At 32.1% G+C, this 24,018-nt stretch carries 28 protein-coding genes, 1 other RNA gene and 3 pseudogenes; 15 read left to right on the top strand and 17 right to left on the bottom strand.

Features of this window, described 5'->3' with window-relative positions; genetic code table 11:
• Positions 1-68 precede the first annotated feature (68 nt).
• The gene (gene malQ, locus J418_RS0101215; RefSeq protein ID WP_026142609.1) at positions 69-1,544 is read right to left on the bottom strand and encodes a 4-alpha-glucanotransferase; all 1,476 of its coding nucleotides are present in this window, start codon (positions 1,542-1,544) and stop codon (positions 69-71) included.
• A gap of 154 nt (positions 1,545-1,698) precedes the next feature.
• Here malQ and J418_RS16530 point away from each other — a divergent pair, with 154 nt between their 5' ends.
• Positions 1,699-1,857 (top strand): hypothetical protein, encoded by a 159-nt coding sequence (locus J418_RS16530; protein ID WP_017751655.1) that lies wholly within the window; start codon positions 1,699-1,701, stop codon positions 1,855-1,857.
• Between the two features lie 5 nt (positions 1,858-1,862).
• Positions 1,863-1,997, top strand: coding sequence for a hypothetical protein (locus J418_RS16920; RefSeq protein WP_017751654.1), 135 nt, complete (start codon positions 1,863-1,865; stop codon positions 1,995-1,997).
• Positions 1,998-2,099: 102 nt separating this feature from the next.
• On the opposite strand, the gene J418_RS0101230 is transcribed toward J418_RS16920, so the two are convergent.
• The 3 genes from J418_RS0101230 to J418_RS0101240 form a co-directional block, all read right to left on the bottom strand.
• Positions 2,100-2,465, bottom strand: a complete 366-nt coding sequence (locus tag J418_RS0101230) for a hypothetical protein (RefSeq protein ID WP_017894617.1) — start codon at positions 2,463-2,465, stop codon at positions 2,100-2,102.
• On the bottom strand, positions 2,455-3,417 hold the full coding sequence (locus J418_RS0101235) for a D-2-hydroxyacid dehydrogenase (RefSeq protein ID WP_017894618.1): 963 nt from the start codon (positions 3,415-3,417) through the stop codon (positions 2,455-2,457). Before J418_RS0101235 ends, J418_RS0101230 begins: the two co-directional genes overlap by 11 nt.
• Positions 3,418-3,529: 112 nt before the next feature.
• A complete protein-coding gene (locus J418_RS0101240) occupies positions 3,530-3,940 on the bottom strand; it encodes a putative ABC transporter permease (protein ID WP_017894619.1) in 411 nt (136 codons plus the stop codon).
• Between the two features lie 136 nt (positions 3,941-4,076).
• On the opposite strand from J418_RS0101240, the gene J418_RS0101245 reads away from it, so the two are divergent.
• The 4 genes from J418_RS0101245 to J418_RS0101260 all read left to right on the top strand — a co-directional run bounded on the left by J418_RS0101245 (position 4,077) and on the right by J418_RS0101260 (position 6,821).
• Positions 4,077-4,310 carry a hypothetical protein gene (locus J418_RS0101245; RefSeq protein WP_017751650.1) on the top strand — a complete coding sequence of 78 codons (234 nt, stop codon included), beginning with the start codon at positions 4,077-4,079 and terminating at the stop codon, positions 4,308-4,310.
• 31 nt (positions 4,311-4,341) lie between these two features.
• Positions 4,342-4,596, top strand: a complete 255-nt coding sequence (locus J418_RS0101250) for a spore coat protein (RefSeq protein WP_017751649.1) — start codon at positions 4,342-4,344, stop codon at positions 4,594-4,596.
• 121 nt (positions 4,597-4,717) lie between these two features.
• Entirely contained in the window at positions 4,718-5,626 is a 909-nt protein-coding gene (locus J418_RS0101255) for an AEC family transporter (RefSeq protein WP_017751648.1), read from the top strand.
• 160 nt (positions 5,627-5,786) lie between these two features.
• Entirely contained in the window at positions 5,787-6,821 is a 1,035-nt protein-coding gene (locus J418_RS0101260; protein ID WP_017751647.1) for an ABC transporter substrate-binding protein, read from the top strand.
• A gap of 65 nt (positions 6,822-6,886) precedes the next feature.
• Here the strand turns inward: J418_RS0101260 and J418_RS0101265 are convergent, their stop codons facing one another.
• Entirely contained in the window at positions 6,887-7,420 is a 534-nt protein-coding gene (locus J418_RS0101265; protein ID WP_017894620.1) for a peroxiredoxin family protein, read from the bottom strand.
• 160 nt (positions 7,421-7,580) lie between these two features.
• Here J418_RS0101265 and J418_RS0101270 point away from each other — a divergent pair, with 160 nt between their 5' ends.
• The gene (locus J418_RS0101270) at positions 7,581-8,243 is read left to right on the top strand and encodes an HAD family hydrolase (RefSeq protein ID WP_017751645.1); all 663 of its coding nucleotides are present in this window, start codon (positions 7,581-7,583) and stop codon (positions 8,241-8,243) included.
• Between the two features lie 57 nt (positions 8,244-8,300).
• Here J418_RS0101270 and J418_RS0101275 read toward each other — a convergent pair.
• The 4 genes and pseudogenes from J418_RS0101275 to J418_RS17040 all read right to left on the bottom strand — a co-directional run.
• Positions 8,301-8,489: pseudogene (locus J418_RS0101275) on the bottom strand (GH32 C-terminal domain-containing protein); the annotation flags it as partial.
• 322 nt (positions 8,490-8,811) lie between these two features.
• Positions 8,812-8,895 carry a glycoside hydrolase family 32 protein gene (locus tag J418_RS17035; protein ID WP_145915619.1) on the bottom strand — a complete coding sequence of 28 codons (84 nt, stop codon included), beginning with the start codon at positions 8,893-8,895 and terminating at the stop codon, positions 8,812-8,814.
• A gap of 28 nt (positions 8,896-8,923) precedes the next feature.
• Positions 8,924-9,877: a carbohydrate kinase family protein gene (locus tag J418_RS0101285; protein WP_017894621.1), complete on the bottom strand. Its 954-nt coding sequence runs from the start codon at positions 9,875-9,877 to the stop codon at positions 8,924-8,926.
• Positions 9,878-9,971: 94 nt separating this feature from the next.
• A pseudogene (locus J418_RS17040) lies at positions 9,972-10,160 on the bottom strand (PTS glucose transporter subunit IIA); the annotation flags it as partial.
• Positions 10,161-10,560: 400 nt separating this feature from the next.
• Here J418_RS17040 and J418_RS0101295 point away from each other — a divergent pair.
• The 3 genes from J418_RS0101295 to J418_RS0101305 are packed head-to-tail and all read left to right on the top strand — an operon-like array spanning position 10,561 to position 15,661.
• On the top strand, positions 10,561-11,433 hold the full coding sequence (locus J418_RS0101295; RefSeq protein WP_017894623.1) for a tetratricopeptide repeat protein: 873 nt from the start codon (positions 10,561-10,563) through the stop codon (positions 11,431-11,433).
• Positions 11,421-13,121 (top strand): molecular chaperone HscC, encoded by a 1,701-nt coding sequence (locus tag J418_RS0101300; RefSeq protein WP_017894624.1) that lies wholly within the window; start codon positions 11,421-11,423, stop codon positions 13,119-13,121. Before J418_RS0101295 ends, J418_RS0101300 begins: the two co-directional genes overlap by 13 nt.
• A 29-nt stretch (positions 13,122-13,150) precedes the next feature.
• Entirely contained in the window at positions 13,151-15,661 is a 2,511-nt protein-coding gene (locus tag J418_RS0101305; protein ID WP_017894625.1) for a J domain-containing protein, read from the top strand.
• 41 nt (positions 15,662-15,702) lie between these two features.
• Here the strand turns inward: J418_RS0101305 and J418_RS0101310 are convergent, their stop codons facing one another.
• Positions 15,703-17,091, bottom strand: coding sequence for a hypothetical protein (locus J418_RS0101310; RefSeq protein ID WP_017751637.1), 1,389 nt, complete (start codon positions 17,089-17,091; stop codon positions 15,703-15,705).
• 191 nt (positions 17,092-17,282) lie between these two features.
• Between J418_RS0101310 and ssrA the strand changes: the two genes are divergently transcribed.
• Positions 17,283-17,645, top strand: a transfer-messenger RNA (tmRNA) gene (gene ssrA / locus J418_RS16010).
• Between the two features lie 137 nt (positions 17,646-17,782).
• Here the strand turns inward: ssrA and J418_RS17045 are convergent.
• Positions 17,783-17,944 (bottom strand): helix-turn-helix domain-containing protein, encoded by a 162-nt coding sequence (locus tag J418_RS17045; RefSeq protein ID WP_136710855.1) that lies wholly within the window; start codon positions 17,942-17,944, stop codon positions 17,783-17,785.
• 39 nt (positions 17,945-17,983) lie between these two features.
• On the opposite strand from J418_RS17045, the gene J418_RS16925 reads away from it, so the two are divergent.
• Positions 17,984-18,115 carry a hypothetical protein gene (locus J418_RS16925; RefSeq protein WP_254903704.1) on the top strand — a complete coding sequence of 44 codons (132 nt, stop codon included), beginning with the start codon at positions 17,984-17,986 and terminating at the stop codon, positions 18,113-18,115.
• Positions 18,116-18,136: 21 nt separating this feature from the next.
• Entirely contained in the window at positions 18,137-18,295 is a 159-nt protein-coding gene (locus J418_RS16535) for a hypothetical protein (RefSeq protein ID WP_017894627.1), read from the top strand.
• A gap of 108 nt (positions 18,296-18,403) precedes the next feature.
• Here J418_RS16535 and J418_RS0101325 read toward each other — a convergent pair whose 3' ends face one another.
• Positions 18,404-18,589: a hypothetical protein gene (locus J418_RS0101325; protein WP_017894628.1), complete on the bottom strand. Its 186-nt coding sequence runs from the start codon at positions 18,587-18,589 to the stop codon at positions 18,404-18,406.
• A gap of 1 nt (position 18,590) precedes the next feature.
• Positions 18,591-18,992 (bottom strand): GAF domain-containing protein, encoded by a 402-nt coding sequence (locus J418_RS0101330; RefSeq protein WP_017894629.1) that lies wholly within the window; start codon positions 18,990-18,992, stop codon positions 18,591-18,593.
• A 577-nt stretch (positions 18,993-19,569) separates the two neighbouring features.
• Here J418_RS0101330 and J418_RS0101340 point away from each other — a divergent pair.
• Positions 19,570-19,746: an aspartyl-phosphate phosphatase Spo0E family protein gene (locus tag J418_RS0101340; protein WP_017894631.1), complete on the top strand. Its 177-nt coding sequence runs from the start codon at positions 19,570-19,572 to the stop codon at positions 19,744-19,746.
• 949 nt (positions 19,747-20,695) lie between these two features.
• Here the strand turns inward: J418_RS0101340 and J418_RS0101345 are convergent.
• Positions 20,696-21,148 carry a phage terminase small subunit P27 family gene (locus J418_RS0101345; RefSeq protein ID WP_017894632.1) on the bottom strand — a complete coding sequence of 151 codons (453 nt, stop codon included), beginning with the start codon at positions 21,146-21,148 and terminating at the stop codon, positions 20,696-20,698.
• A 677-nt stretch (positions 21,149-21,825) separates the two neighbouring features.
• A pseudogene (locus J418_RS0101350) lies at positions 21,826-22,068 on the bottom strand (DNA adenine methylase); the annotation flags it as partial.
• A gap of 144 nt (positions 22,069-22,212) precedes the next feature.
• Here J418_RS0101350 and J418_RS16540 point away from each other — a divergent pair.
• A complete protein-coding gene (locus J418_RS16540; RefSeq protein WP_017751634.1) occupies positions 22,213-22,383 on the top strand; it encodes a hypothetical protein in 171 nt (56 codons plus the stop codon).
• A gap of 39 nt (positions 22,384-22,422) precedes the next feature.
• Here the strand turns inward: J418_RS16540 and J418_RS0101360 are convergent, their stop codons facing one another.
• A complete protein-coding gene (locus J418_RS0101360) occupies positions 22,423-22,977 on the bottom strand; it encodes a hypothetical protein (protein ID WP_017894634.1) in 555 nt (184 codons plus the stop codon).
• Positions 22,978-23,161: 184 nt separating this feature from the next.
• A complete protein-coding gene (locus J418_RS0101365) occupies positions 23,162-23,992 on the bottom strand; it encodes a glycoside hydrolase family 25 protein (protein ID WP_017894635.1) in 831 nt (276 codons plus the stop codon).
• Positions 23,993-24,018: the final 26 nt, after the last annotated feature.

The raw sequence follows: 24,018 nt of genomic DNA on the forward strand, positions 1-24,018 counted from the left end.
TTATTGGGGAATTATTGGGGAACAGTTAACAACTTTTACATAAAAAAGTTGTTAACTGTCCCCTTGGTTTATCTTCTGTACAATTTTACAATATCCCTGATTTTATGTGCAAGTTTCCCTGTAAGACAATCCTTTTTAATTCTCCAGCACCAATTTCCACCTATAGTAGCCGGAGTATTCATCCTACTCTCGTTTCCAAGTCCAATATAATCCTGCATTTGGACAATGGCAAGTTTTGCAACGGATGCCATAACCCCTCTTATAAACCCCCAGTTATACCCTTCTTCATGACTTAACCTCAAATATTTTTTTGCGAAATCAGCATCATCTTTTTTTACATTTTGAAGCCATCCCATAATAGGTTCATTGTCATGAGTACCTATATAGACTACACAATTTTTTATGTGATTATGAGGCAGGTAATCACTGTCCTCGTTAAAATTAAAAGCAAACTCAAGGACCTTCATACCAGGATACCCGGATTCAGCTCTAAATTTTTTTACGTCTTCTGTTAAATATCCCAGGTCTTCAGCTATTATATCTACATTTCCAAGCTTACTTTTTAATTTATGAAAAAATTTCATTCCTGGACCCTGCACCCATTTTCCATCTACAGCAGTATCATTTCCACAGGGTACCTCCCAAAATGATTCAAATCCCCTGAAGTGGTCTATTCTAACTACATCATAAAGTTCTACATTTTTTCTCATCCTATCTATCCACCACTTATATCCTGTATTTTCTAGATAACCCCAATTATATACTGGATTTCCCCACAACTGCCCGGTACTTGAAAATGCATCTGGAGGGCACCCTGAAACCAAAAGAGGATTTTTATTTCCATCAAGCATAAAAACCTCACTATTTGCCCAAGTATCTGCACTGTCCTCCGCAGCATACATTGGTATATCCCCGATAATTTTTATTCCCCTTTCATTTGCATAATTCTTTAGGGCTGTCCACTGTTTTAGAAATACATATTGAATAAATATCCAGTAATTTATCTCATCATTTAATTTAACTCTATAATACTCAACAGCGGATTTTTCCCTGAGCTTGATACTTCTATCCCACTCTTTCCAGGGTTTTAGAGCAAACTCCGATTTCAGTGCCATGTACATTGCATAATCTTCCAGCCATATTTTATTATTTTCTTTAAACACTTTCATATCTTCATTATATTTATCCCCTGTATTTTCATAAGCTGTTCTTAAAACTTTCATCTTGTTTATAAAAATTTTCCCATAATCTATCTTTTCAGGATCACTTCCAAAGTCCAGGTTATCATATGAAGATTTTTTCAGAATACCTTCTTTATTTAAAAAATCCAAATCTATAAAATATGGATTTCCTGCAAAAGATGAGAGAGACTGATAAGGAGAATCTCCTGCTCCTGTAGGTCCCATTGGAAGCACCTGCCAGTATTTCTGTGAAGAAGACACCAAAAAATCTACGAAATCATAGGCTTCTTTTCCAAAGGTTCCAATCCCATAAGGCGACGACAAAGACGTAATATGCATTAATATGCCACTCTTTCTTTCCATCATTAACATGTCTCCTTTTTTATTTCATATAACAAATATATTTAAATAAATGTAAATTATTTCTATATATATTATACATTTTATTCAAGCATAAAAGAATGTCTACATGGTTAATATAATTTTGTAGTAAAAGATTAAAAATGGAGGTTATATTATGGCTAAAGCTGGTATGAGAAGACCGGATCCAAGTGATCCACACGGTACTGAGAGCAATAAAAAGACAAAGTTTCCCAAAAATAATGGTTCACCTGTTGGAGAAATCCAGGGCAAGGCAAAAACAGGCAATAAAAAAGCTGATCCAATAGAGGAGTGATTCATATGGCAAAAGACAGCCAAATAGACAAGAAAGAAGTAAGGGAACAAAAGGCAAAAGGTCAGACACCACTAACCCGTGAAGGGCAAAACTTTAATCGTAATGCAAAGAAACATTCTATAAAAAACAATCACTTTTAATAAAAATGAGATTCTAGTTTAAACCTCTAGAATCTCTCATTTTTATTATATAATATACAAGTTTTGATATGACGTGAACAATCCACAAAAATGGAATTCCAATCATAGTGTCATAGGAAGGAAGGATAATGCCAAATATCTTATATCAAATATTCTACTCATAAAGCCATGGGTAATCATTGAAATAACTACAGCTATTTTCAAAAGTATACTTTCAGAAACCCAATCCTTGTAAAATATCAAAAATATAGTAGGTGTAGATATAAGATAGTGCATATGTACAAACCTGTCATACATTTTATTATAATTATTGGATAGATTTGAAAGACCCCCATAATACAATGACAATTTTCCAAAATCTCCATTGTCATACTTCCCTATAGCTGGATTAATAAACAATGAATTTACAAGTATAATTATTATTGGTACTAAAATCAATATTTCAATTATGTGTGTTTTAAACTGCATTTACTGGAGTTCCATTTAAAAATTTCTTTAAATTGTCCACTGCTATATCCATCAGTCTCTGTCTTGATTCCTTTGCAGCCCATGCAATGTGGGGCGTAATTATACAATTTTTCGCTTTGAGAAGTGGATTGTTAGCCTCTATAGGTTCTTTTGAAACCACATCAACTGCTGCTGCATGTACTTTTCCACTATTAAGTGCCTCAGCTAAATCCTCCTCTACTATTAAAGGACCTCTGGAAGTATTTATTATTATGACACCATCCTTCATCTTGGATATCGCAGCTTTATTTATCATTCCCCTTGTACTGTCAAACAATGGACAATGAAGGCTTACAACATCTGATTTTTTCAACAGATCATCCAATTCCGCATATTTCACGGTATTATTTTCAAGAGTCCTGTCTCTATGCCTGCTGTATGCAAGTACATTCATATCCAGTGCCTGAGCTATTTTTGAGGTTGCCTGACCTATTCTTCCATATCCTATAATTCCAAAAGTTTTCCCCTTAAGTTCTGTAAGTGGATATTTCCAGTAGCAGAAGTCCTTATTATTTGTCCAACCACCCTTTCTTACATCTTCACTGTGAATCCATACATGATTGCATATCTCAAGCAATAGGGCGATTGTCATTTGGGCTACTGCAGCAGTACCATATGTAGGAATATTTGTTACTACTATATTCCTCTTCCGGGTTTCTTCAATATCCACTACATTATACCCTGTAGCAAACACTCCAATATACTTTAGATTTGGCATACTGGCAAGTGTATGTTTTGATATGGGAAATTTATTTATTAAAATTATTTCAGCATCCCCTGCTCTTTCTTTAATAAGATCCGGACAATCTTCAGGAGTCCTGTCATAAACTTTTATATCCCCAAATGACTTGAATCCATCCCATGTCAAGTCTCCTGGATTTAATGTATATCCATCTAACACAACGATCTTCATAAGAACCCTCCTAATTTTTTCTTGTGAATCATTATAGCACAATTTTGTAATAAAGTTTTTAATTATACAAAAGGCTTTCAAAAACAATTTATTTTTGAAAGCCTGCTAAATTTTACTTTTCTATTATCCTCAACCTCACAATTTCATCATGAACTATTTCAAACAAAAGCCCTGCTGCAAACCATACTGGAATGTAATCTAATCTTATAATTCCATCTATAGAATAACGGCAGTTTCCATAATCCCACGGACAAACTCCAATGAACTTCTTTATTATATTGCCGGTAATATATTCTATTAGAAAGAAAATAACTGTATAAACACCTCCTCTAAGGACAATCGGCCAATGTCTAATCTTATTATGTACAGGCTCTAATAAAACAGCCATGCCATATATGGGAAACATCCATATATAAGTAAATGCAGTAAGCTTTAAGTTTCCATTTAATAATGATCCAAATCCAGTCCACACTATTTCAGTGCACCATCCTAATAAGCCATAAATTACAAATCTTATCTTCATAAAAATATCTTTTACATATAACGAATTTATATTCAGGTAAAATATTCATAAAGGTGAATTTATTTCTTAAATTTAATATAATATTTATCATTGTTTTGGTAACAATATAATTGTACAAATAAGGAGGCGATATTTTATGACACAACAGACAATTACTCCACGTGAAGCATTGGAAATTCATGAATTACTTTCTGCTAAAAATCTTTGCATGACTAAGGCAGTAAATTCAATCTCTCAAGTTACCGACCCTGAGTTAAAACAGATTATACAAGATGACATAACTAAAACTAGAACTCAAATTACAGAATTAAAGACATTACTTTGCAAAGCAGATATGTCTAAAATGGCTATGTCCGGAAGTACGATGTAGCAGCTTAACAATATAGAAAAGGGGTGTAATAATGAACGAACAAATGATAGCAGCTGAATTTTTGTCATCTGCCAAGGCAAGTATGAAAAACTATGCTTCAGCTATTTCAGAAACAGCTTCACCAGAAGTTAGAAGTATTTTGAAAACGCACTTGAATGACGCTATATGTCTTCACGAAAAGCTTACAGAATATATGACAAAAAAGGGATTCTACAATGCTCAGAATCCACAACAGCAATTCCAGAAAGATATACAGGCAGCAGATACTGCTTTGAACCTTAAATAGTTGATTTAAGTGAGGAAATGGCAGAAAATTTATTTACATAGATTTTCTGCCATTTCTATTGATATATATAATACATCCAATTATAATAATATATAAATCAAACAGATTGGATGTGCACTATATGGAAAACGTAAACAGTCAATTCTTTTTATCACTGCTGATTATAGGGCTGGGATATATATTCAAACGATTAAATATAATAAAGCAAGATGATGGAGATGGAGTATCTCGAATTATATTCAATATAACTCTTCCTTCACTTATAATATACAACTTTAATACCATGAAACTGGATGCATCTCTTATATTTATAACATTGACAAGCTGTATTTTTGGAATATTCATGGGCTTTCTGGGAATACTTATTTTTAGAAATGAAAGCAGAAAAATTCGAGGGACTCTATCCATGCTTATTCCAGGCTTTAATATAGGCCTTTTTGCATATCCACTTGTAGAGGGAATATGGGGAAAAAATGGCGTAAAATACTTTGGTATGTTTGACATGGGAAACACTATCCCTATATTTGTAGTATGCTACTTGATTGCAAGCTATTTTTCATCAGATGAAAAAAATCTCGATATAAAAATAACCATAAGAAAACTGCTCACATCTATTCCTCTTATGACTTACATAATAACACTCATATTAAATCTGTCAGGTCATCATTATCCTGGAGTGATAATAAATATTACAGCAATACTTTCCAAAGCAAATGCACCCTTATCCCTTCTTTTACTTGGCATATGCCTGAATTTCACTATAGACAAAGTATATAGAAAAAATATATTTAAAATTCTACTTATAAGATATTCTATTGGACTAGCTGTTGGAATTATACTATTTAATATTCTTCCTTTCAACGAGCTTTATCGCTATACTCTTCTCATAGGACTTATAATGCCCATTGGAATGGCAGATATTCCCTATGCAGTTGAATTCAATTACGATAAAAAGTTTATAGGTACTATTTGTGATGTGACTATAATTATTAGTTTCATACTTATGTGGATTATTGTTGGTTTCTTTTAATAAAAACAATTTATTGTTATTTTTTAATTAATAGCATTAATAATTAACAATTTAATAAAATATTAATGCTAAAAGTATTGAATTTTATGTTATTAATTTTTATAATAGAATTACTAGCTTATATAAGAAAATTTAGAATAATTTTCAAGGAGGTCAATTTATGAATGAAGCTCTAGACAGTATGCTTATAACTGATGATAGCAATCTCAATGGTCTTAACCTTATAGGCTTAACCAGCTGCCCCATGAAAAAAATTTTTAGGGAGAATCTAGAAAACACTCTTCAAAAATATAAACAAGCTACGGATAAAATCTTAAAATGTTATACCCCTACAGGCTGCCACAGCAAAGAACACATTGAGGAATTATTGAAATCCTCAAATTTTGATGATTTACCAGATGTATTTACAGCATTAGGCTATAGAAATACTTTTAAAAGCAGCATATTAGACAACTTCGCATATAGAGGATATTTCAAATCACCCCAAGATAAAAATATAAATAAAGATTTTGATGGGCTTGGGCTGATTGATCCCGAAGGTATATACTCAATATACTCTGTATCTTCTGAGGTAATGCTCATAGACAAGAATAAATTGGGAAAACTTCCTGTACCAAAAACCTGGGCCGATTTACTGGATCCCATATATAAAGGTAAAATAATAATAGGTGGCTGCGATGGTGATATACATGAAGATCAACTTCTCTACTATTATAAAGACTTTGGAGATGAAGGAGTGAAAGCCCTTGCAGAAAACTCCAAAAACACCTGGCATCCAGCTCAAATGGCAAAATCAGCTGCGGTTTCAAGCAGAGATGGTGCGGCTATCTATATAATCCCATGGTTTTTTGCAAATGCTTGTCCTGATAAGCCAAATTTGAAGATAGTATGTCCAGAAGATGGTGCAATGATCAGTCCATCCTTTATTCTCACAAAAAAATCCAAACTTGATGAAGTAAGTGTTTTAACAGATAGCCTTCTTGGCACCGAATTTGGCACCAAGTGTGCAGACAATCTATATCCTTCATTAAACCCCAATGTAAATAATAACATACCCGAAGGCTTTAAATTCAAATGGCTGGGCTGGGATTTTATAAGATCCATAAATATGGAGGAAACTATGAACAATATAGTTGATGAATTTATTGACACCTTTAATAGAACAGGTGGAGATGCAGTACTTGAGAAAAAATAATTAAACTTTATTCAAATAGAAAATCACAGGGATAAAATTACAAATAAGAATATCCCCGTGATTTTTTATTTTATATTGTTTATTAGATAATTCATCTCATCTTTATTTATGGAGCCTTCAATAATCCTACTTAAATCACCTTCCTTGTTGATTAAAAAAGTAGTTGGAAATGCACCTATATTGTATTCATCCATAACATTTCCTCCAATATCAAATAGAACGGGAAAATCATATCCATTTTTATTTAGAAAATCTGTAATACCCTGTTTGGAAATTTCATTTTCAATGTCCGGTGCAGCTACTCCTAGAATTATGACATTATTTTTATTATTTCCATATTGTCTGTATATTTTATCTATATCACATATTTCTACTCTGCAAGGAGGACACCATGTTGCCCAAAAATTCAAAAATACAGTCTTTCCCTTGTAACTGCTAAGATTATGGATTTTTCCATATTGATCAACTAAATTAAAGTCCAAAGGTCTTACCTTTATGGAGGCACCTACAGGGTTGTTTATACATATACAAAGTATTATAATTATACTCAATGTTAAAAACCAAAAATTAATCTTTTTAATATTATTTCCAATCTCCATTTAATCCTTCCCTTCTTTAAAATACGTACTTGTTTTAGTATGGTTGAAATGCGCCTGATTTATCACTACACTTGTAATGACAACATATTGTATTATATAGATAAAATATGTGCAAAATCTTAATAAACAACTATACTTCAAGAAAGGACTGAATAATATTATGACAGACTTAAAACTTGCCATATTTGATATGGACGGATTAATGTTTGATACTGAGAAAATTATGCACAATGCCTATATGGAAGCAGGTAACTTGTATAATTACAAATTTGATGATTCTGTATTTGCAAAAACTACAGGTGCCAGCAGCAAAAGAAGGAATAAAATACTTATTGACACTTTTGGGAAAGACTTCCCTCTTGAAAAAGTATTATCCTATAAAGAAAAGAAATTCAAAGATACGATACATAAGTATGGAGTACCTATAAAACCAGGGCTTATTGAGCTTATGGATTTTTTTAAAGAAAACAAAATCAAAATAGCTGTTGCATCTTCAAGCAAAAGAAGTATTGTTGAATACAATGTGTGCCACGCAGGTGTATATGATGATATTGACTATATAATAAGTGGAGAGGAACTTAAAGAAAGCAAACCAAATCCTGAAATTTTTTTAAAGCCCTGTGAATTTTTTAATATAAATACTGACAATGCCATCGTCATGGAAGATTCTACAAATGGTATAATAGCTGCTATTCGTGCACATATAAAACCTATATGGATTCCGGATTTAATACAGATTCCCGATGATGTGAAGGATAAACTCTTTGCACAGGCAAGAGATCTTTCGCAAGTAATAGATATTGTCAAAAATAAATTTAAATAAACAATAAAAACTCTATGAGATGAAGGTCTGCATAGAGTTTTTATTATATAAAATTTACTATATTCTATAATATACGGCATTGACTACTGAGACTTTTCCATGTGCCTCAACTTTGGTGTCCAGGTATCTATCATCCATATATGCTCTCAATGAAAAAATTTCTTCACCATCATTTACAAATATCTCAAAAGATGACCTGTCAGAAAAAACATGCAACTCTAAATTGTCACTGTGAGGCAACCCTACACTTCTTTTATTCCCAAATGTATAGTCTTTCTATCTACAGCCAATACGTCACTTGAAATTGAACATTTGCAAATTTATCTTGATTGCATCTCAAATGCAATGACAATTTTTCAGTGTGCTTTACACTAAAACGTATTTTCATCTCATATAAATCAGAATTAAAATTATTCAAATTTTTAAGTTCAGCTGCAGGTTGCTGATATATCTTTATCCTTTGATTTTTTACAAGGGGATTTTTTTATAGTTTGAAAGACTTTCTTCCATACTTTAAATACAGCACACACTAATAAGCCTCTCTGTCTCCATCTTTGTCTTTCATATTTCAGGTATATGTAATATGCAATTTTTTATTGACTTCAATATAACTTCCAGAATAACAACCATCCTTGTCATACCATATGTTCAGTAAAAGAGCAGGTTAAAGTCTCTCCCAATTACTGTAAAAATTTATTAACCTTGTCCAATGTAGGCAATGCTTCTGTTGCACCCATTTCTGTACAAGTTAATGCACCTACTGCATTTGCAAATTTTACAATATTGGAAAATGCATTATTGTCTTTTAAAATATCTTTGGAATCAGAATATGCCATTTTATATAGAAGAGCTCCTACAAAGGCATCTCCTGCACCTGTAGAATCAACTGATTTTATCTTCACGGAACCTACAGTTTCAACATGATCCCCTGCAATAATCAAAGTCCCTTCTTTTCCAAGAGTTACAAGAAGCACAGTTTCTCCAAGTTTTGAAAGTGCAAGTGCTGCATCTTTTACATCGGATATACCTGTTATAAGACATGCTTCTGCATCACTTACCTTTACTATGTCAGATTTTGCTATGTACTTTTTAGACAGCTCTATAAATTCCTGATCTCTTCCAGCCCATAGATTATCTCTATAATTTGGATCAAAGCATATTAATTTTTGACTTTTTTCTGCATAAGCAAAAAACTTGTCATATGTATCTCTAAGTGAACCACCTAAAAGAGCTGTAGCTGACCCAAAATGGAATATATCAAAACTTTCCATTTCCTTAGCTTCTTTTTCATCTGGTTCATAAATTTCGTCTGCACCTCTTGCAAATACAAAATCTCTTTCTCCATCTTCTTGAACTGAAACAAATGACATAGTAGTTGGCTTGCCTTCTCTCTTCAAGAAAGTAGTATCTACTCCTTCTTTTACAAGACTGTTTTCAAGGAAATCTCCAAACGGGTCTTGTCCAACGCTTCCCCCAAAGCTAGCCTTTCCACCTAATCTTGATATAGCTGATGTAACATTTGCAGGGGCTCCACCTGCCTTTTTCAAGAAATTATCTCCTGAAGAAAGAGATACTCCTATATCCGTACATATAAAATCGATAAGAAGCTCTCCTATGCATAGTACTTTTTTCATAAACTGTCTCTCCTTTTTTTATTTATTTTATCACACTTATAAAACCATCACCTATGCTTATTTCAGTGTCATCTTTGGATGCAACATCTGAATATTAATCTGCATTGGTAACAAGTACACATGTAGTTATATCATATCCTGCTTCTTTTATCTTTTCAATATCAAATTCTACCAGAACCTCTCCTTTTTCAACTTTGACCCCAGTATCAGCATAGGCTTTAAAATATTTACCTCCAAGTTTGACTGTATCTATTTCAACATGGATAAGTACTTCAACTCCATTATCGGCTGTAAGTCATATAGCATGTTTTGCATTAAAAAGTACACTTATAAAATGGTCATTCCTATAATATAATTAATCATTGACACGCCTATTTTTATAGCAACTTTTGGAACTCCTGCAGCTTCCCCGCCTTGTGCCACATTTTCCATATATTATATTGGGAAGAGACAACTTATTCCTATGGCTTTGTTTGCAAGCATCCCGACCTCTACAGCATGAAAACTATATTATATTCCTGTTATAACTATTAATGAATACAGCCCAAAAAAATTATTCTTGCTGCCAATCCAAATGTATAAAACATTCTTCATTTAACTTTCTCAATTACATGTAGAAAATTTAGAAATTTTACTGTAAAATTTAAGTTATACAAAATATATACAGGAGATGTAAAGTCATCATGATTAATTTTTTCAAAAAATTAAAAAATAATTCCTATAATAATAAAGATAATGATGCAAAATTCCACGATGATCTTAGAGAACTGTATAATAATTTCTCTTTAAGAATTGATCCTGAAAAATGGGATGCTCTTATACACAATGCTTCAAACAAATACAATTGGTATATGGATATTATGGGTGATAAACTAATGCATTTTCTCATGTCCAATTACAATCTTCCCTATCAGATATGGACTTTACTGGATCAACATTTTCAGTGGAAAAGTGGAAGTAGGGAACTTTCAAAATCCTATCCAAAGGATTTCATACAATTTGTAATATCAAATATAAACAACCAATATAGGTTAAGATACGATCTGTTCAAATCAAAAATAAATGGTTCATATGATGATTTCATAAATTTATATTACAAAGCTTATTTTTCACTGCAAAACAAAAATCTCCATACTGCCCAAAAGTCAATCCTTCAGGCAAAGCAAATCTTTGACGGACATCCTGACCTAATTATCCTTGAAGGCAGTTACCATGTTGAAATCAATAGGATTGATAAAGCTATCGAAAATTTCTCCCATGTTATAAATAAAGACGATAATGATTTTTATGCCCATTTGAATAGAGCTGATACTTATATAAAATCAGGAAAACTTAGCATGGCATATGAAGATTATAGAAAATGCCTGAGTATTGATCCTGAAAACACAAGAGTTCAATACCAGCTTGGGGATTGCTGTCTGTACATGGGAAATTATCAAGAGGCAAAAGATATATATACTAAAATACTTTCAAAATACCCAAACGACAAATTAATTTCACAAAATTTAAATTCAGCTTGTGACTTTTTAGAGGAGGAATTGAAATGCCAATCTTAGGAATAGATTTAGGAACTACAAACAGCCTTGTTTCATACTGGAACAATGAAAAATCCGTAATAATACCAAATGTTTTCGGCGAAAATCTGACTCCATCGGTAGTAAGTGTAGATGATTCAGGACAAATATTCATAGGCAAAATTGCAAAAGAACGCCTTATAACACATCCGGACATGACGGCAAGTGTATTCAAGAGAAATATGGGTTCAAAGAAATTATTTAAATTGGGAAATAAGGAATTCCTGCCTGAAGAACTTTCTTCACTTATAATCAGATCGCTGAAACAAGATGCCGAATCATATCTTGGACAATCTGTGGAAGAAGCCATTATAAGTGTCCCTGCATATTTTAACGATACCCAGAGAAAAGCTACAAAAAGAGCTGGAGAGCTTGCAGGATTAAAGATAGAAAGACTCATAAACGAGCCCACTGCAGCAGCCATAGCTTACGGATTGTACGAGAGAGAATCCAATAGCAAATTTTTAGTTTTTGATCTAGGTGGAGGTACTTTTGATGTATCAATACTGGAACTTTACAAAAATATAATGGAAGTAAGGGCTGTAGCTGGTGACAACTATCTTGGGGGAGAAGATTTTACCAATATCATTATGTCACTCTTCCTGGAACACAATAATTTAAAACTGGAGGATATTGAATACAAAACTGCAGCATATATAAAGGAACAGTCGGAAATGGCTAAAATTAAATTTTCCACAGCCAAAGAGGTTTCAATAAAATGTAAGATAAAAGACAAATTACTTGATTACACTTTAAAAATAGATGACTACGAAAGAGACTGCCAAAGTTTAATTTCAAAACTAAGGAGGCCTATAGAAAGAGCCCTAAGCGATGCTAAAATAAAAGCAAGTGAAATTGACTCTATAGTTTTAGTTGGAGGTGCTACAAAACTTCCCATTATACGAACTTTCGTAAGTAAATTATTTGGGCGTATACCAAGTGTAAATATAAATCCAGATGAAGCTGTAGCTCTTGGAGCAGGAATACAGGCTGCAATGAAAGAGAGGAACAGGCATTTGAAGGAAATAGTACTTACAGATGTGTGTCCTTATACTTTAGGTACTGATATATCAATAAGAAAGCCTGATGGATACTACGAACCAGGACATTTTTGTCCTATAATTGAAAGAAATACAGTAATTCCAGTAAGTAAAAGTGAACGTCTTTACACTATACAGGACAACCAGGAGAAAATAAATATTGAAATACTTCAAGGTGAAAGCAGACTTTCTAAAAACAATATACTACTTGGTGAGATAAATATTGATGTGCCCCCTTCACCTGCAGGAGAGCAGGCCATTGACGTAAGATATACTTATGACATAAATGGCATTTTGGAAGTTGAAGTAACTGTACTTTCAAATGGATTGAAGAAAAGAGCCATAATAGAAAAAAATCCAGGTTACATGTCAAAAGATGAAATTGAAAAAAGATTTCAAGAACTTAGCAGTATTAAAATTCATCCTAGAGAAAAGGAAGAAAATAAACTTATTATGGCCAAAGGGGAAAGATTATACGAGGAATCCACAGGTAAAATTAGAGAATTGCTGGATTATAATTTACAAGTTTTTGAAGATATTTTAAATAGACAGGATGATCATGAAATAGAAGAAGCTGCAAAGAAATTAAAAATGATATTTGCTCAAATTGAACAGATGAAGGAATTTTAATAATTTTATTATGATATAAGGAGGTAATTATGAGTTTTTGGGATATATTAGGGATAGAGCCTACAGAAGATAAATCCGCTATAAAAGAAGCTTATGCATCACAATTGAATTTACATCATCCTGAAGATGATCCTGAAGGATTTCAAGCTTTAAGGGAAGCCTATGAAGCTGCACTGAAATACGATCCAGACAATCAGGACATTTCTTCAAATAATGACATTGACATAATGCAAAATTCTCCAATAAAACAATGGATATCAAAAGTAAATATTATATACAATGACTTTTTTCAGAGGATAGATGAAAATAAATGGTATGACTTATTAAATGAAGACATATGCTTTCAAATCGATACATCTGAAGAAATAAGTTATGAACTTCTCAATTTTTTAATGGTCAACTATTATCTTCCCCATAAAATATGGAAAATACTTGATGATCATTTTTTATGGAGTGATAAAGCTGAACAACTGTATAATATTTTCCATCCTGATTTTATAAATTTTGTATTGGATAGTATAAAGAGGCCAACAACCTTTAGATATAATCTATTTAAAAATGGATTGAATATAAATTATGATAAATATATAGCAAACTACTATAATGCTGTTCGTCACCTTAATGCAAATAATATATATGATGCCAGAAAATCAATAGACAGTGCTGCTAAAATGTATCCCTGTCATCCAGATTTGAAAATTTTAGATGGAAGATACTATTTAACAACAAACAATCTGTCTAAAGCTATCAAAATATTCTCTAAAGTTATAGAATCACATGAAGATGATTTTGATGCCCATTTAAATCGCGGCATTGCACTTTTAAGACTTGGAAAGCTTCATGAATCCTATAAAGACTACAGCAAGGCTGTTAAAATTCTCCCCAACAGTACTAGTGCTGCATATGGACTTGCATATTGCTGTTTTTGCATGGGGAAATTTGGGCAGTCCAGGGAACTATTCCATGATTTATTGGAAAAATATCCATATAACTCGGATATAAAAGCAATGTTCATTTCCTCCAATGATTATTTGATTGATGAATATAAAAATAAACCAGATTGTCACTATAAACTGGCTCAATGCTATTTTTACGCTGATGAATTTGAAAAATGCCATGAACTCCTAAAAGACATTATGAAAGATCCAAAAGCAGACTCCAAAATCTATCTGCTGCTTGGTAATACATTAAAAATCTTAAACTCATTCAAAAAAGCTGAAATGTATATAAATGAATCCATAAAGTTAAATCCTGAAAACTGGGAAGCCTATTATTCGAAAGCTTTGTTATTTGAAAAAATGAACAAATATAAAGAAGCTTTAAATCTATATAACAGAGCTGAAATCATCAACAACACCTCACCTGTATTATATGACAATAAAGGTAATCTTCTATGCAAACTTGAAAAATTCGAAGATGCTGTTGAATCCTACGGGAAATCCATAGAACTAAATTCCAATATTCCCCATGTGTATATTCATAGAATTTCTGCACTTGTTGAACTTGGACTCTATGATCAAGCACTGGATAATTGTGATATTGGTCTAAAAGCATTTCCCTACTACCCTGATTTATATATAAAAAAATCAAAAATACTTTTCGACTTAAAAAAATATGAAGATACAATCAATACATGCGACAGTGCTCTTAAAATAAACATTGAACACAGTAAAATATACTATTACAAGGGAATGTCATCATTAATGCTTGACAATACAGATGCTGCAATCAAAATGTACTGTAAAGCTATAGAAATGGACCCTGGCAATGCAAAATACTGCTATCATCTGGCATGTTTGTATTACGATGAAAATAACTATGAATTAGCTTTCGAGTACTATGGAAAAGCATTGGATATAGAACCAGAGTATATAGACTGTTATAATGACAGAGGGGTATTATATAAAAAGCTTGGGGATTTGGAGAGAGCAAAACAGGATTTTGAAAAGATACTGGAAGTTGACCCCAAATATATAAGTGCCTATAATAATTTAGGTGCTATCTATGGCACGTTAAAAGATTTTAGAACATCAATAGACTACTATAATAAATCACTGGAATTAGATCCGGACAACCCAGAAGTATACACTTCAAGGGGATTTTCATATAAATGCATGAAAAAATATCAAAATACACTCTCAGACTACAAACATGCTATTGAGTTAGATCCAGAGTATTTGCTTGCCTATAATAATTTGGGGATTTTGTATTTTGACAATCTAAACGACTATGATAAATCATTGGAATATTTTCAAATGTGCATAAAAATATCCCGTGATTACCATGAAGCTTATAATAATATTGGACTTTTATATAATAAATTGAAAGAATATGACAAGGGAATATCCTATATAACAAAAGCACTGGAAATAGATCCTGACAATGAACTGTACAATCTAAATATAGCTATTCTGTATCAAAACAACCATGACTATCTAAAAGCCATAGAGCATTATGAAAAAGTCATGGAGATTTCTCCTGACAATCAAACCGTAGAAAGAGCTTTAAAGAAATTAAAGAAAAAATCAGGTAAAAAATAAACTCTCCAGCAGATGTACTGCTGGGGTTTTACATAGACTTATCACATTAAAAATACTGCAAATATAGTTGTAACAACCAGACCTATTACAACAGGTATCAAATTTCTCTTGGTGAGTTCAAAGGCATCTACTTTGCATATTGCAGCTACAGGTATAACCGCCCATGGTATTATAGTCCCTCCACCTACATATATAGCCGCTATCTGTCCAAGCGCTGTAAGTACATCTATTCCTCCACCAAGTGAAATGGAAAACATGTGGGCTATGGAACCGACAAGGGATATACCTGAAAATCCAGATCCATCGAGACCTGTTATAGCACCTACTGCAGTCAAGGTTCCAGAAGCTACAAATGGATTCAGAGGTACTATACTAGAAAGTGCAACTCCGAGGTCATTTACTATTCCCTGGGAATGTTTTGGAAGTATATTTCCAAAAATTTCACCAAAGGCTGAATCCCCAAGGTAAAAAAATGCGGCTATTGGAATTACAACACCAAATATTTTAAATCCAAATTGAAGCCCCGCCACAATGTTGTCAGTTATTTTTTCAAGAGATGCCTTTTTATAATATATAATTGAAATTATACTGAGGATAAATACTGCAGTTCCACCTATAAGTGCTGTAGCATCCCCTCCTTGAAATTTATAGGTATACATGAGGAATATATCTAATATGAAAACAGCAATTATTATAGCTGCCAGTGTTTTTCTAAAAGTTTGTGGGATAACCATTTGTGACTCTTCATTCGCTTCATCTTCCAAATCAAAATCCGTATTGATTTTTCCCCTTTTCATATCCTTTCTAAGCATGTAAAATGCAGTTATAGTAGTAACTGCACCCATTACAATAGTAAGGGGTACACTGGCAGATATTACTTTGGATACAGGTATACCAGCTGCATCTGCTGTAAGCTTTGGAGCTGCTTGTATTATAAAATCACTGGACAGTGCTATACCATGCCCAAACAAGTTCATTGCAACTGCAGCCCCTATTGCAGGCAGTCCAACTTTTTTAGCTATAGGAAGAAACAGTGCCCCTATTAAAGCTACTGCAGGAGACGGCCAGAAAAGCCAGGAAAGTGCCATCATCACAATACCTATTACCCAATAGGCAGATGCTGGTGATTTGATTATCTTGCCAAAAGGTTTAACCATCTCTTTATTTATCCCGGAAGTAACCAATACATTGCTCATGGCAGTTATTATAGAAATTATAAATATGGTTGGCATAAGCTCTTTGGTTGCATATACAAGACTGTTGAATACTCCAATGAGGGATTTTGAAACAGATGCAGTTCCGACTATCCCAAGAATAAAAATTCCGACTATACATATCAAGGATATATCCCTTTTCATTATCATTGCAACAATTATTACAACTATGAATATAAGATATATAAAGTGGAGATTTGTAAGTACAATATTCATATTTTTCCCCCGGACAAATTAGTATACTAATAAGTTATGCAGTATAAAATATGCTGTGATAGGAAATATTAAATAACAATAAGGCAAAAGTTTTTTTGACTTGTATCATTTTAAGTGTTATAATTAAAAACTGCATCAAGTATTTAATTGTTGCAGTTCTTGCTTAAAGAGCAATTTGCGTTTTACATTATGGGGGCGCATTTTGGTTTCGACGGGGGCAAGTTGGGTTTGAGAAGCGAGTCGAGGGAACCTGTGGACCCGCGTTAAAAAACTATGGGGTTTAAATATAAACGCAAATAATAACGAAGAATTAGCTTTAGCAGCGTAATCTGCTAGCCGTCAGTCCGGATTTCCCGCGTTCCGGAGCCTGGCGCCGATAGCGGGGTCCCGAGTCCAGGAAAGCTTTGACTTGGAAACGGAATTTATGAAGCTACTGAATTCAGAAGCCTGTCCTTAGGCGTCTGAAGGAGGGAATGTTAAAATAAGGACTGCACTCGGAGATGCTCAGGCGTTTCTGCTTTCGGACAGGGGTTCGACTCCCCTCGCCTCCACCAATTGGTAACAGAGTATTTTAATAAATGACTATTTATCATCATTTGATAAATAGTCATTTTTGATATTGCATAATATCATTACTGTATGGTAACTAATATATAAAAGTTTTATGCTTTGGATGTCAAAATGGATGTCATTAAATTATCTCAGATACCTGTAAATTCAAGGCTCTACAAATCTTTATTGTTTTACTTAATCTCACTTTTGTAAATGGTAAATGTAATAAAAGAATTAAAGAAAGAATGTTTATTTTTGTAATTTTAGACAAGCTAATAATTCCAATATTCTTACCTTGCATATTATTTTTAAGAGGTATATGATTAAAAAAGAAAATATTATGATTGCATCTATAATTCCTAAAAAAGTTTATGCAATGCTTGTTAAAGAAGCGGAATATGAAGATAGGTCTGTTAGTGGAATGATACGTAAAATAATAAAAGACCATTATAATATAAGAGATGATGAATAGAAGCCTTGATAGGTATATACTATGAATGAAAAGACTACATTATATATAGAACCAGAATTAAAAAAGAAAGTACAAGTAGAGTTAATAAAAGATGAAGACAAACAAAGTCTATCTAATTTAGTAAATATATTATTAGGTAAGTGGATAAGAGAGAGGGAATTGAGAGATAAGGAATATTAATATAAAGAGAGTTCTAAACTTAATTAGAACTCTCTTTATATTAAAGTTAACCTTGGATCCTATACGCACTTTTAAATCGAAATGTTCTGTCTCCTTTGCATAATCAATTTAACGTGCCACAAGCTTAAAAGCTCTATTTCTGTATTTTTGTAATTTACTGTCCTTGTCAATATTCTTGTCAATAATTGTAATGCTTTTAGTCCATTTGTTTTTAGAAGATTTACTGTTTAGCTTGTCGAAACTTTTGTACACATCTGCAAGATTGAGCTCGGTATTTTTATATACCTTTTCCATGTTAATCTTCCTCCTCATTATTATTAATTCTATCACAATATTTATAAGATTGATAGGCAGTTGCATTTAATAATGCCATGTTATAGCAATAAACTTCAATCACCTTAATCTCATGTTCGGATGGTTTGTTAGAAAAATCAACAGTTAAAACACCAAAATTTTTAATTGGTATTGCCAATATAGCACTGTACGTTTGTTTCCCAGAAAAGCCATTCCAATCAGGGTCATTTTCTAAATCATAAACAAATTCTTCTTTTTCTTTTCTGAAAGCTCTGCCTGCAATAGAATCATCAATAGGCAAATATTTTGTATCAGTTTTATAACTGGTATAATTTGCACTTCTATAGAATGATTGGAGAACAGGTTTCTTATCTTTTTCTATACGTAAAGCCCATAAGCTCACTCGTTTTTGATTACTTCCTACAATATCATTTGAAATTAAATTATTTATTATCTTAAATTGTTCCCCTATTCAATTACATTTTCATTTTCTATAGAATCAAATATAACTGATTGAGAACTATACAAAAAATTTGTCAATGTGTTTAAAGAATTCAGTATATTATTATTTATTGCTTCTGCTTTAGATAAATCATTATGCAATTCGTGATTCTGTTTGGATAAGTCAAAAATTTTTGTTTCCTTTGCAACCGACTTAGTATATTTATAAGCCGACGTTATTAAGAGTGCACAGATAGCCATAAAAGCTATTATAAAAGTTACCTCAAAATGCGAAGTCCTGTTGGAGAAAAAGAGCCTAAAACTGCTTTTATAGTGTCTTCCATATCATATAATATTCTCCTATATAAGTATATGTTAAATACATTTAATTATTATAATTCAAATATGTCTTCGTTAAGATTAAGTATTCTACAAATATATTTAAATTCCTGCTTATTTTTACAATACAAATAAAATATAGTTATACTACTACTTACAGTATAATGTAATTTCTATACACTAGCTGTATGAGGTGGCATATGAAAGGCATAGAAGAAGTCTTACTAGAAATAGAGAAATTAAGAAGTGAATTATACAGATTAATAAATAGCAAGGGAAATTTAATGGATAAGGATGTAGTTAAGGTAAGTCAAGAATTGGATAGGGTCTTGAATGAATACAGGAAATTAATTAAAAATAGTATAGATAATGAATAAAAGCCTTGGTTTAATCCAGGGCTTTTATTGAAAAAATGTCGACAATTAAAACAAAGAAAACAAGGTGCTGTTTAATTTTATTATATACTATCTATTGATAATTACAATAAAGCCAATGTTAAGTTTTCGTTATATAATACTCAAGTAATAAATTTGCAATGTGAGCATATATTGTAATATGTTCATCCTCTAACTAGCTTTCAGTTTGGCTTTTATTACATTAAATAAGAGAGCCCTAAATAGGACTCTCTATGCTGTGAAAAACTTATGGTATATAGGAGATATACCATGTATATTTTAACATAGCTTTCATATAATTACAAAACATATAGAAATAAGCCTTGGCATTAACCAAGACCTATTTTAAGGGAACTATAAGAAAAATATTATAGTGTTATTTTATTATATACGCTTTATTAAATAATTTCAACAGTAAAAGCCCTAGATTTGACTAGGGTTTTTACTAAAAAACTTTATGACAAAAGAAGAACTATGATTCAATTATATATAATTATGTAATTTATTTCAATACCTAGAATAAATTTATAGAATATGATATGATTATAGAGAACACAGTTGTGTTCTATCATTACTTAAAATTAAAAGCCGTCCTTTTCTTTTAACTGACTTAGTTGTCAGTTATTTTTTTATGTAAGAAAAGCCCCGAAATCAATCGAGGCTTTAGCTATTAGGAGGAAAATATGCTTTACTTTATTATATGAAGTTAATTATATAATGTTTCTACTTTTTTCTTGCCTCTTTATATTATATAGATTTATATTCGAGTTGTTACAATGAATAAAATTTTATTTTACAGAAATACTATTATTGTCTTGTAGATGTATTGGCTTTTTTCAGTATAAATAAATATATGATGATTTGAAAAACCTAGAGAGTAGTTAGCTTTCTAGGTTTTAAATTGCTACTCTATCTAGCACTATTTATCACCTCATTTATACGCATCCCATTTACTCTTAGGCTTGTCTTCCTCTTCGTTTTTGGGTATTACAAGTTTGCATCTGCTGGATATAGTTAATCCTAAATCAGACGCCGCAGCCCTGCACTGTTTGAAATATTTATCTTGTATGCCTACAATATCCTTATTAAATAAATAATCTGTTTCTGTAAGCATCTCTTGTGTGACTTTTACATACATTTTTCTTGCAATAATAAATCTAGCCAAGGCATCTTGATCAAGATTAGACATTATCTTAACCCTAATTAATTCCTTAGCTATTCTATCAAATTCCTCTTTTAAATCGCCATCCAAATAAGATGGTGCCCTTATATTATCATCTGGGGCTTTCACTTCTGCATTTTTTCTTTCTTCAATTTCAGCTTTGGTTAAGTGTTTCTTTCCTTTAGCTGCAATCAGGTCTATAGGTTGCCTAGGTCTAGCCATATCAATGTTTTTCCTCCTTTCATAGTGCAGTATATGAACTTTTAAAATTCATTTAGGGAGTTTGTGTGCACGAACAGGCCCCCATGTGGTGCTACGTGATGAGCCCAAACTTTCTTATATCCCCCTAGCATCAGTAGTTTCGAGGTTTATGATTTATATATAGGAATTTATTATAATCTTTTCTCTTGCCTTGTTTTACTTTATTTACCATTACGTGTATGAATATTGCATGATTACATATGTTAACTTGCAAACTGTTTGTTCCATTCATTTAATATGAATCTTAATCGTTCTTGTGTTCTTACTTTATCTTTCTTATATAATTCATGTATATACTTATGGTTCATGTCAGTTAGTGGTACAAGGTTATCTATATCTAGCTTCTTACTGTAATCATCTTCTATTGGTATAATATCCGCCTCCTATTTTCCAGATATGCATAACTTTTCTAACTTAGTTATGTAGCGATAAGTCATTATATCCAACCTCAATTTATACTTGAACAATTACATTGTCTTTTTGCAACTTTAAAAACACTCCGTTTATCTTTAATTATCTTATAATATCTCTGTATATAAATAAAAAGCTTACTTCCTTTATATTTTTTATTTATTGCTCACAACATTCAATAAAAATAAACTCTGCCAAATTAACTTCAACAGAGTTTGTAATTAGTATCAATAATTTCTAATAATTAACTCACTATACTTATACTCTTTATCTTTGTACTTTCCCACTAGATTGTGATTTCTCTCAACCTCATCTATATTGAAATCCTTGTATAATTCTCTTACGAATTCACAGTCATTATATGAAAGAATAAATCTGCCTTTCACATTTTTAAGAACTTCACACAACCTCATATGATCCTCTTTTGAAAATTGCGCCTGATAGTATTTTTCAGTACCGTAAAGAGTACTATGATAATTATATAATTGAGTAAAATACTTAACTTAAGTAAATACTATAAGGGAAAGTATTTAGAACCATAAAACATTCCATTTGCAAAGTTTTTTACTTTATGTATATTTGTAACTTATTAATTTTATGGGAGGAAATTTATAATGGATAATAATAAAAACAGAATGAAAGACAGACCTAAGTCTAACACTGAAAAAAGAAAAATGTATTGTGAAGCAGGCGCCGAGATAGGTATCGAACATGGCAAAAAAATAGGTTCTCACTCAAATGGGAAAAAATACACAAAGAGATCAAAATTATCTCATAACAAATAATAAAGCCTAGAGCATTTTCCCACTCTAGGCTTAAAATTTCTATTGAGCTGCTGCACTCCCGGCAGTACTTTGAATACTAGCAATAGTCTGCTTTAACTGAGTATTCTCAGCCTGTACTGCAGCCAAATCCTGATTTATCTTAGCAATCTGTGCATTCTTTTCAGCTTCACTTACAGGAGCATGTCCAAGGTCATTTACTGCTTCCTGGATAAAATCATCTATCAATTTCTTCTGATTTTCAGTAGGAGTTATATTGATTTCTTTTAACGCTGCATAAACTGTTTCCTGTGCAGATTTAAATTTTTCTTCATTCGTCTGAAGGCTTCCAGCATGAGCCAGCTGCTCTGCTGCTTTAACTCCTGCCACTGCTTTTTGTTCAATCCAATCTACAAGTGTTGCTGCAGGTTTTAGACTTGGGATTGTCTTTGCTACCTGGATGAGTGGCTCTGTTGCTTTTAATACATCTCCTGTAGTATCAAGTACCTTTTCAGTGTTAATATTCTTTTTCTTTAAATAAGGTACCAATCCATAGATACCACCAATTACCCCTACTAAAACTCCACCTACTGCTACAATATCATTTACATTAATCATATTTATTACCTCCATTATTTTGATAATTTCATAGATTAGCTATTTTACTAGCCCTGTAAAGCAAAATTCTCACACTACTTTCCAGTAGATAAAATGAAAATTTATTATTCATATAATTTTCACTTTACATTTTCATTAAAGTTTTGCATTGACTTTACAATACATGTTGTAAACAAAAGCTTGTCTATTTACCCCCATTTTTAATAAAATTAAGAACTAATTGCATAGTTGCATATCTATCTGAACCTGATATCAGTTTAGTAAGATAGCTTGTATACTGTTTTTCATTTCCACCAACTGCATATACATTCTCCACCTGGCTGAAATCAAACTTTCTACCATTGGAAATTGTAGGACAGTTAAGATAGTCAGCAAGTATTTCAGCACTATTCTGATCGGGTCCATAATTGTAAACTACTATATTTTTCACTTTTTTCTTTCCTCCCTTTAGAGAATTATAAAAATCCTCTGTCATATAATTGAGATCTATATATCCAATTACACCTGATATCTGTCCCTTGTCTATGAACTGCCATATTGAATATTTATCCCATAAAGTAAAGCTTGGTGATTTAACTCCATAATGAGCCACCCACAATGGATATTTGGTTATTTTACTGTTTAGATGTTCCTTTATATAGCTTGGATTACAATAGATAAGTGCTGGTGCTATATCTGATATAATATCCAAGAAAGCTAGACATGCATCTGTCATATCTCTACTGCATTTTTGCTCAAAGTCCAGGACTACAAAGTCAGGCTTTGCTCCTGCAGCAATTGACTTGAAAAAGTTAGCTTCACGAATGGCTTTGGCCCTATCCTGGAAGTTAGCGAAATGATATCCTCCAGCAATAAGTCCTAAAGCCTTTGTATTAGCAATATTATTATTGTAAAATCTATCTATAAAGGTTGCCCCTTCGGTTGCCTTTGATATAACAAACTGATGATCCTCATTTTTAAGCAGATTGATATTAACCTTTCCGTTAAGATTACTTATATCAACACCTTTAATCATATAAATACCTCCTCGTTTTTATATTA

Origin of the sequence: Clostridium tyrobutyricum DSM 2637 = ATCC 25755 = JCM 11008 (assembly GCF_000359585.1) — a bacterium.
In the GTDB taxonomy this organism is placed as follows: Bacteria; Bacillota; Clostridia; order Clostridiales; family Clostridiaceae; genus Clostridium_B; species Clostridium_B tyrobutyricum.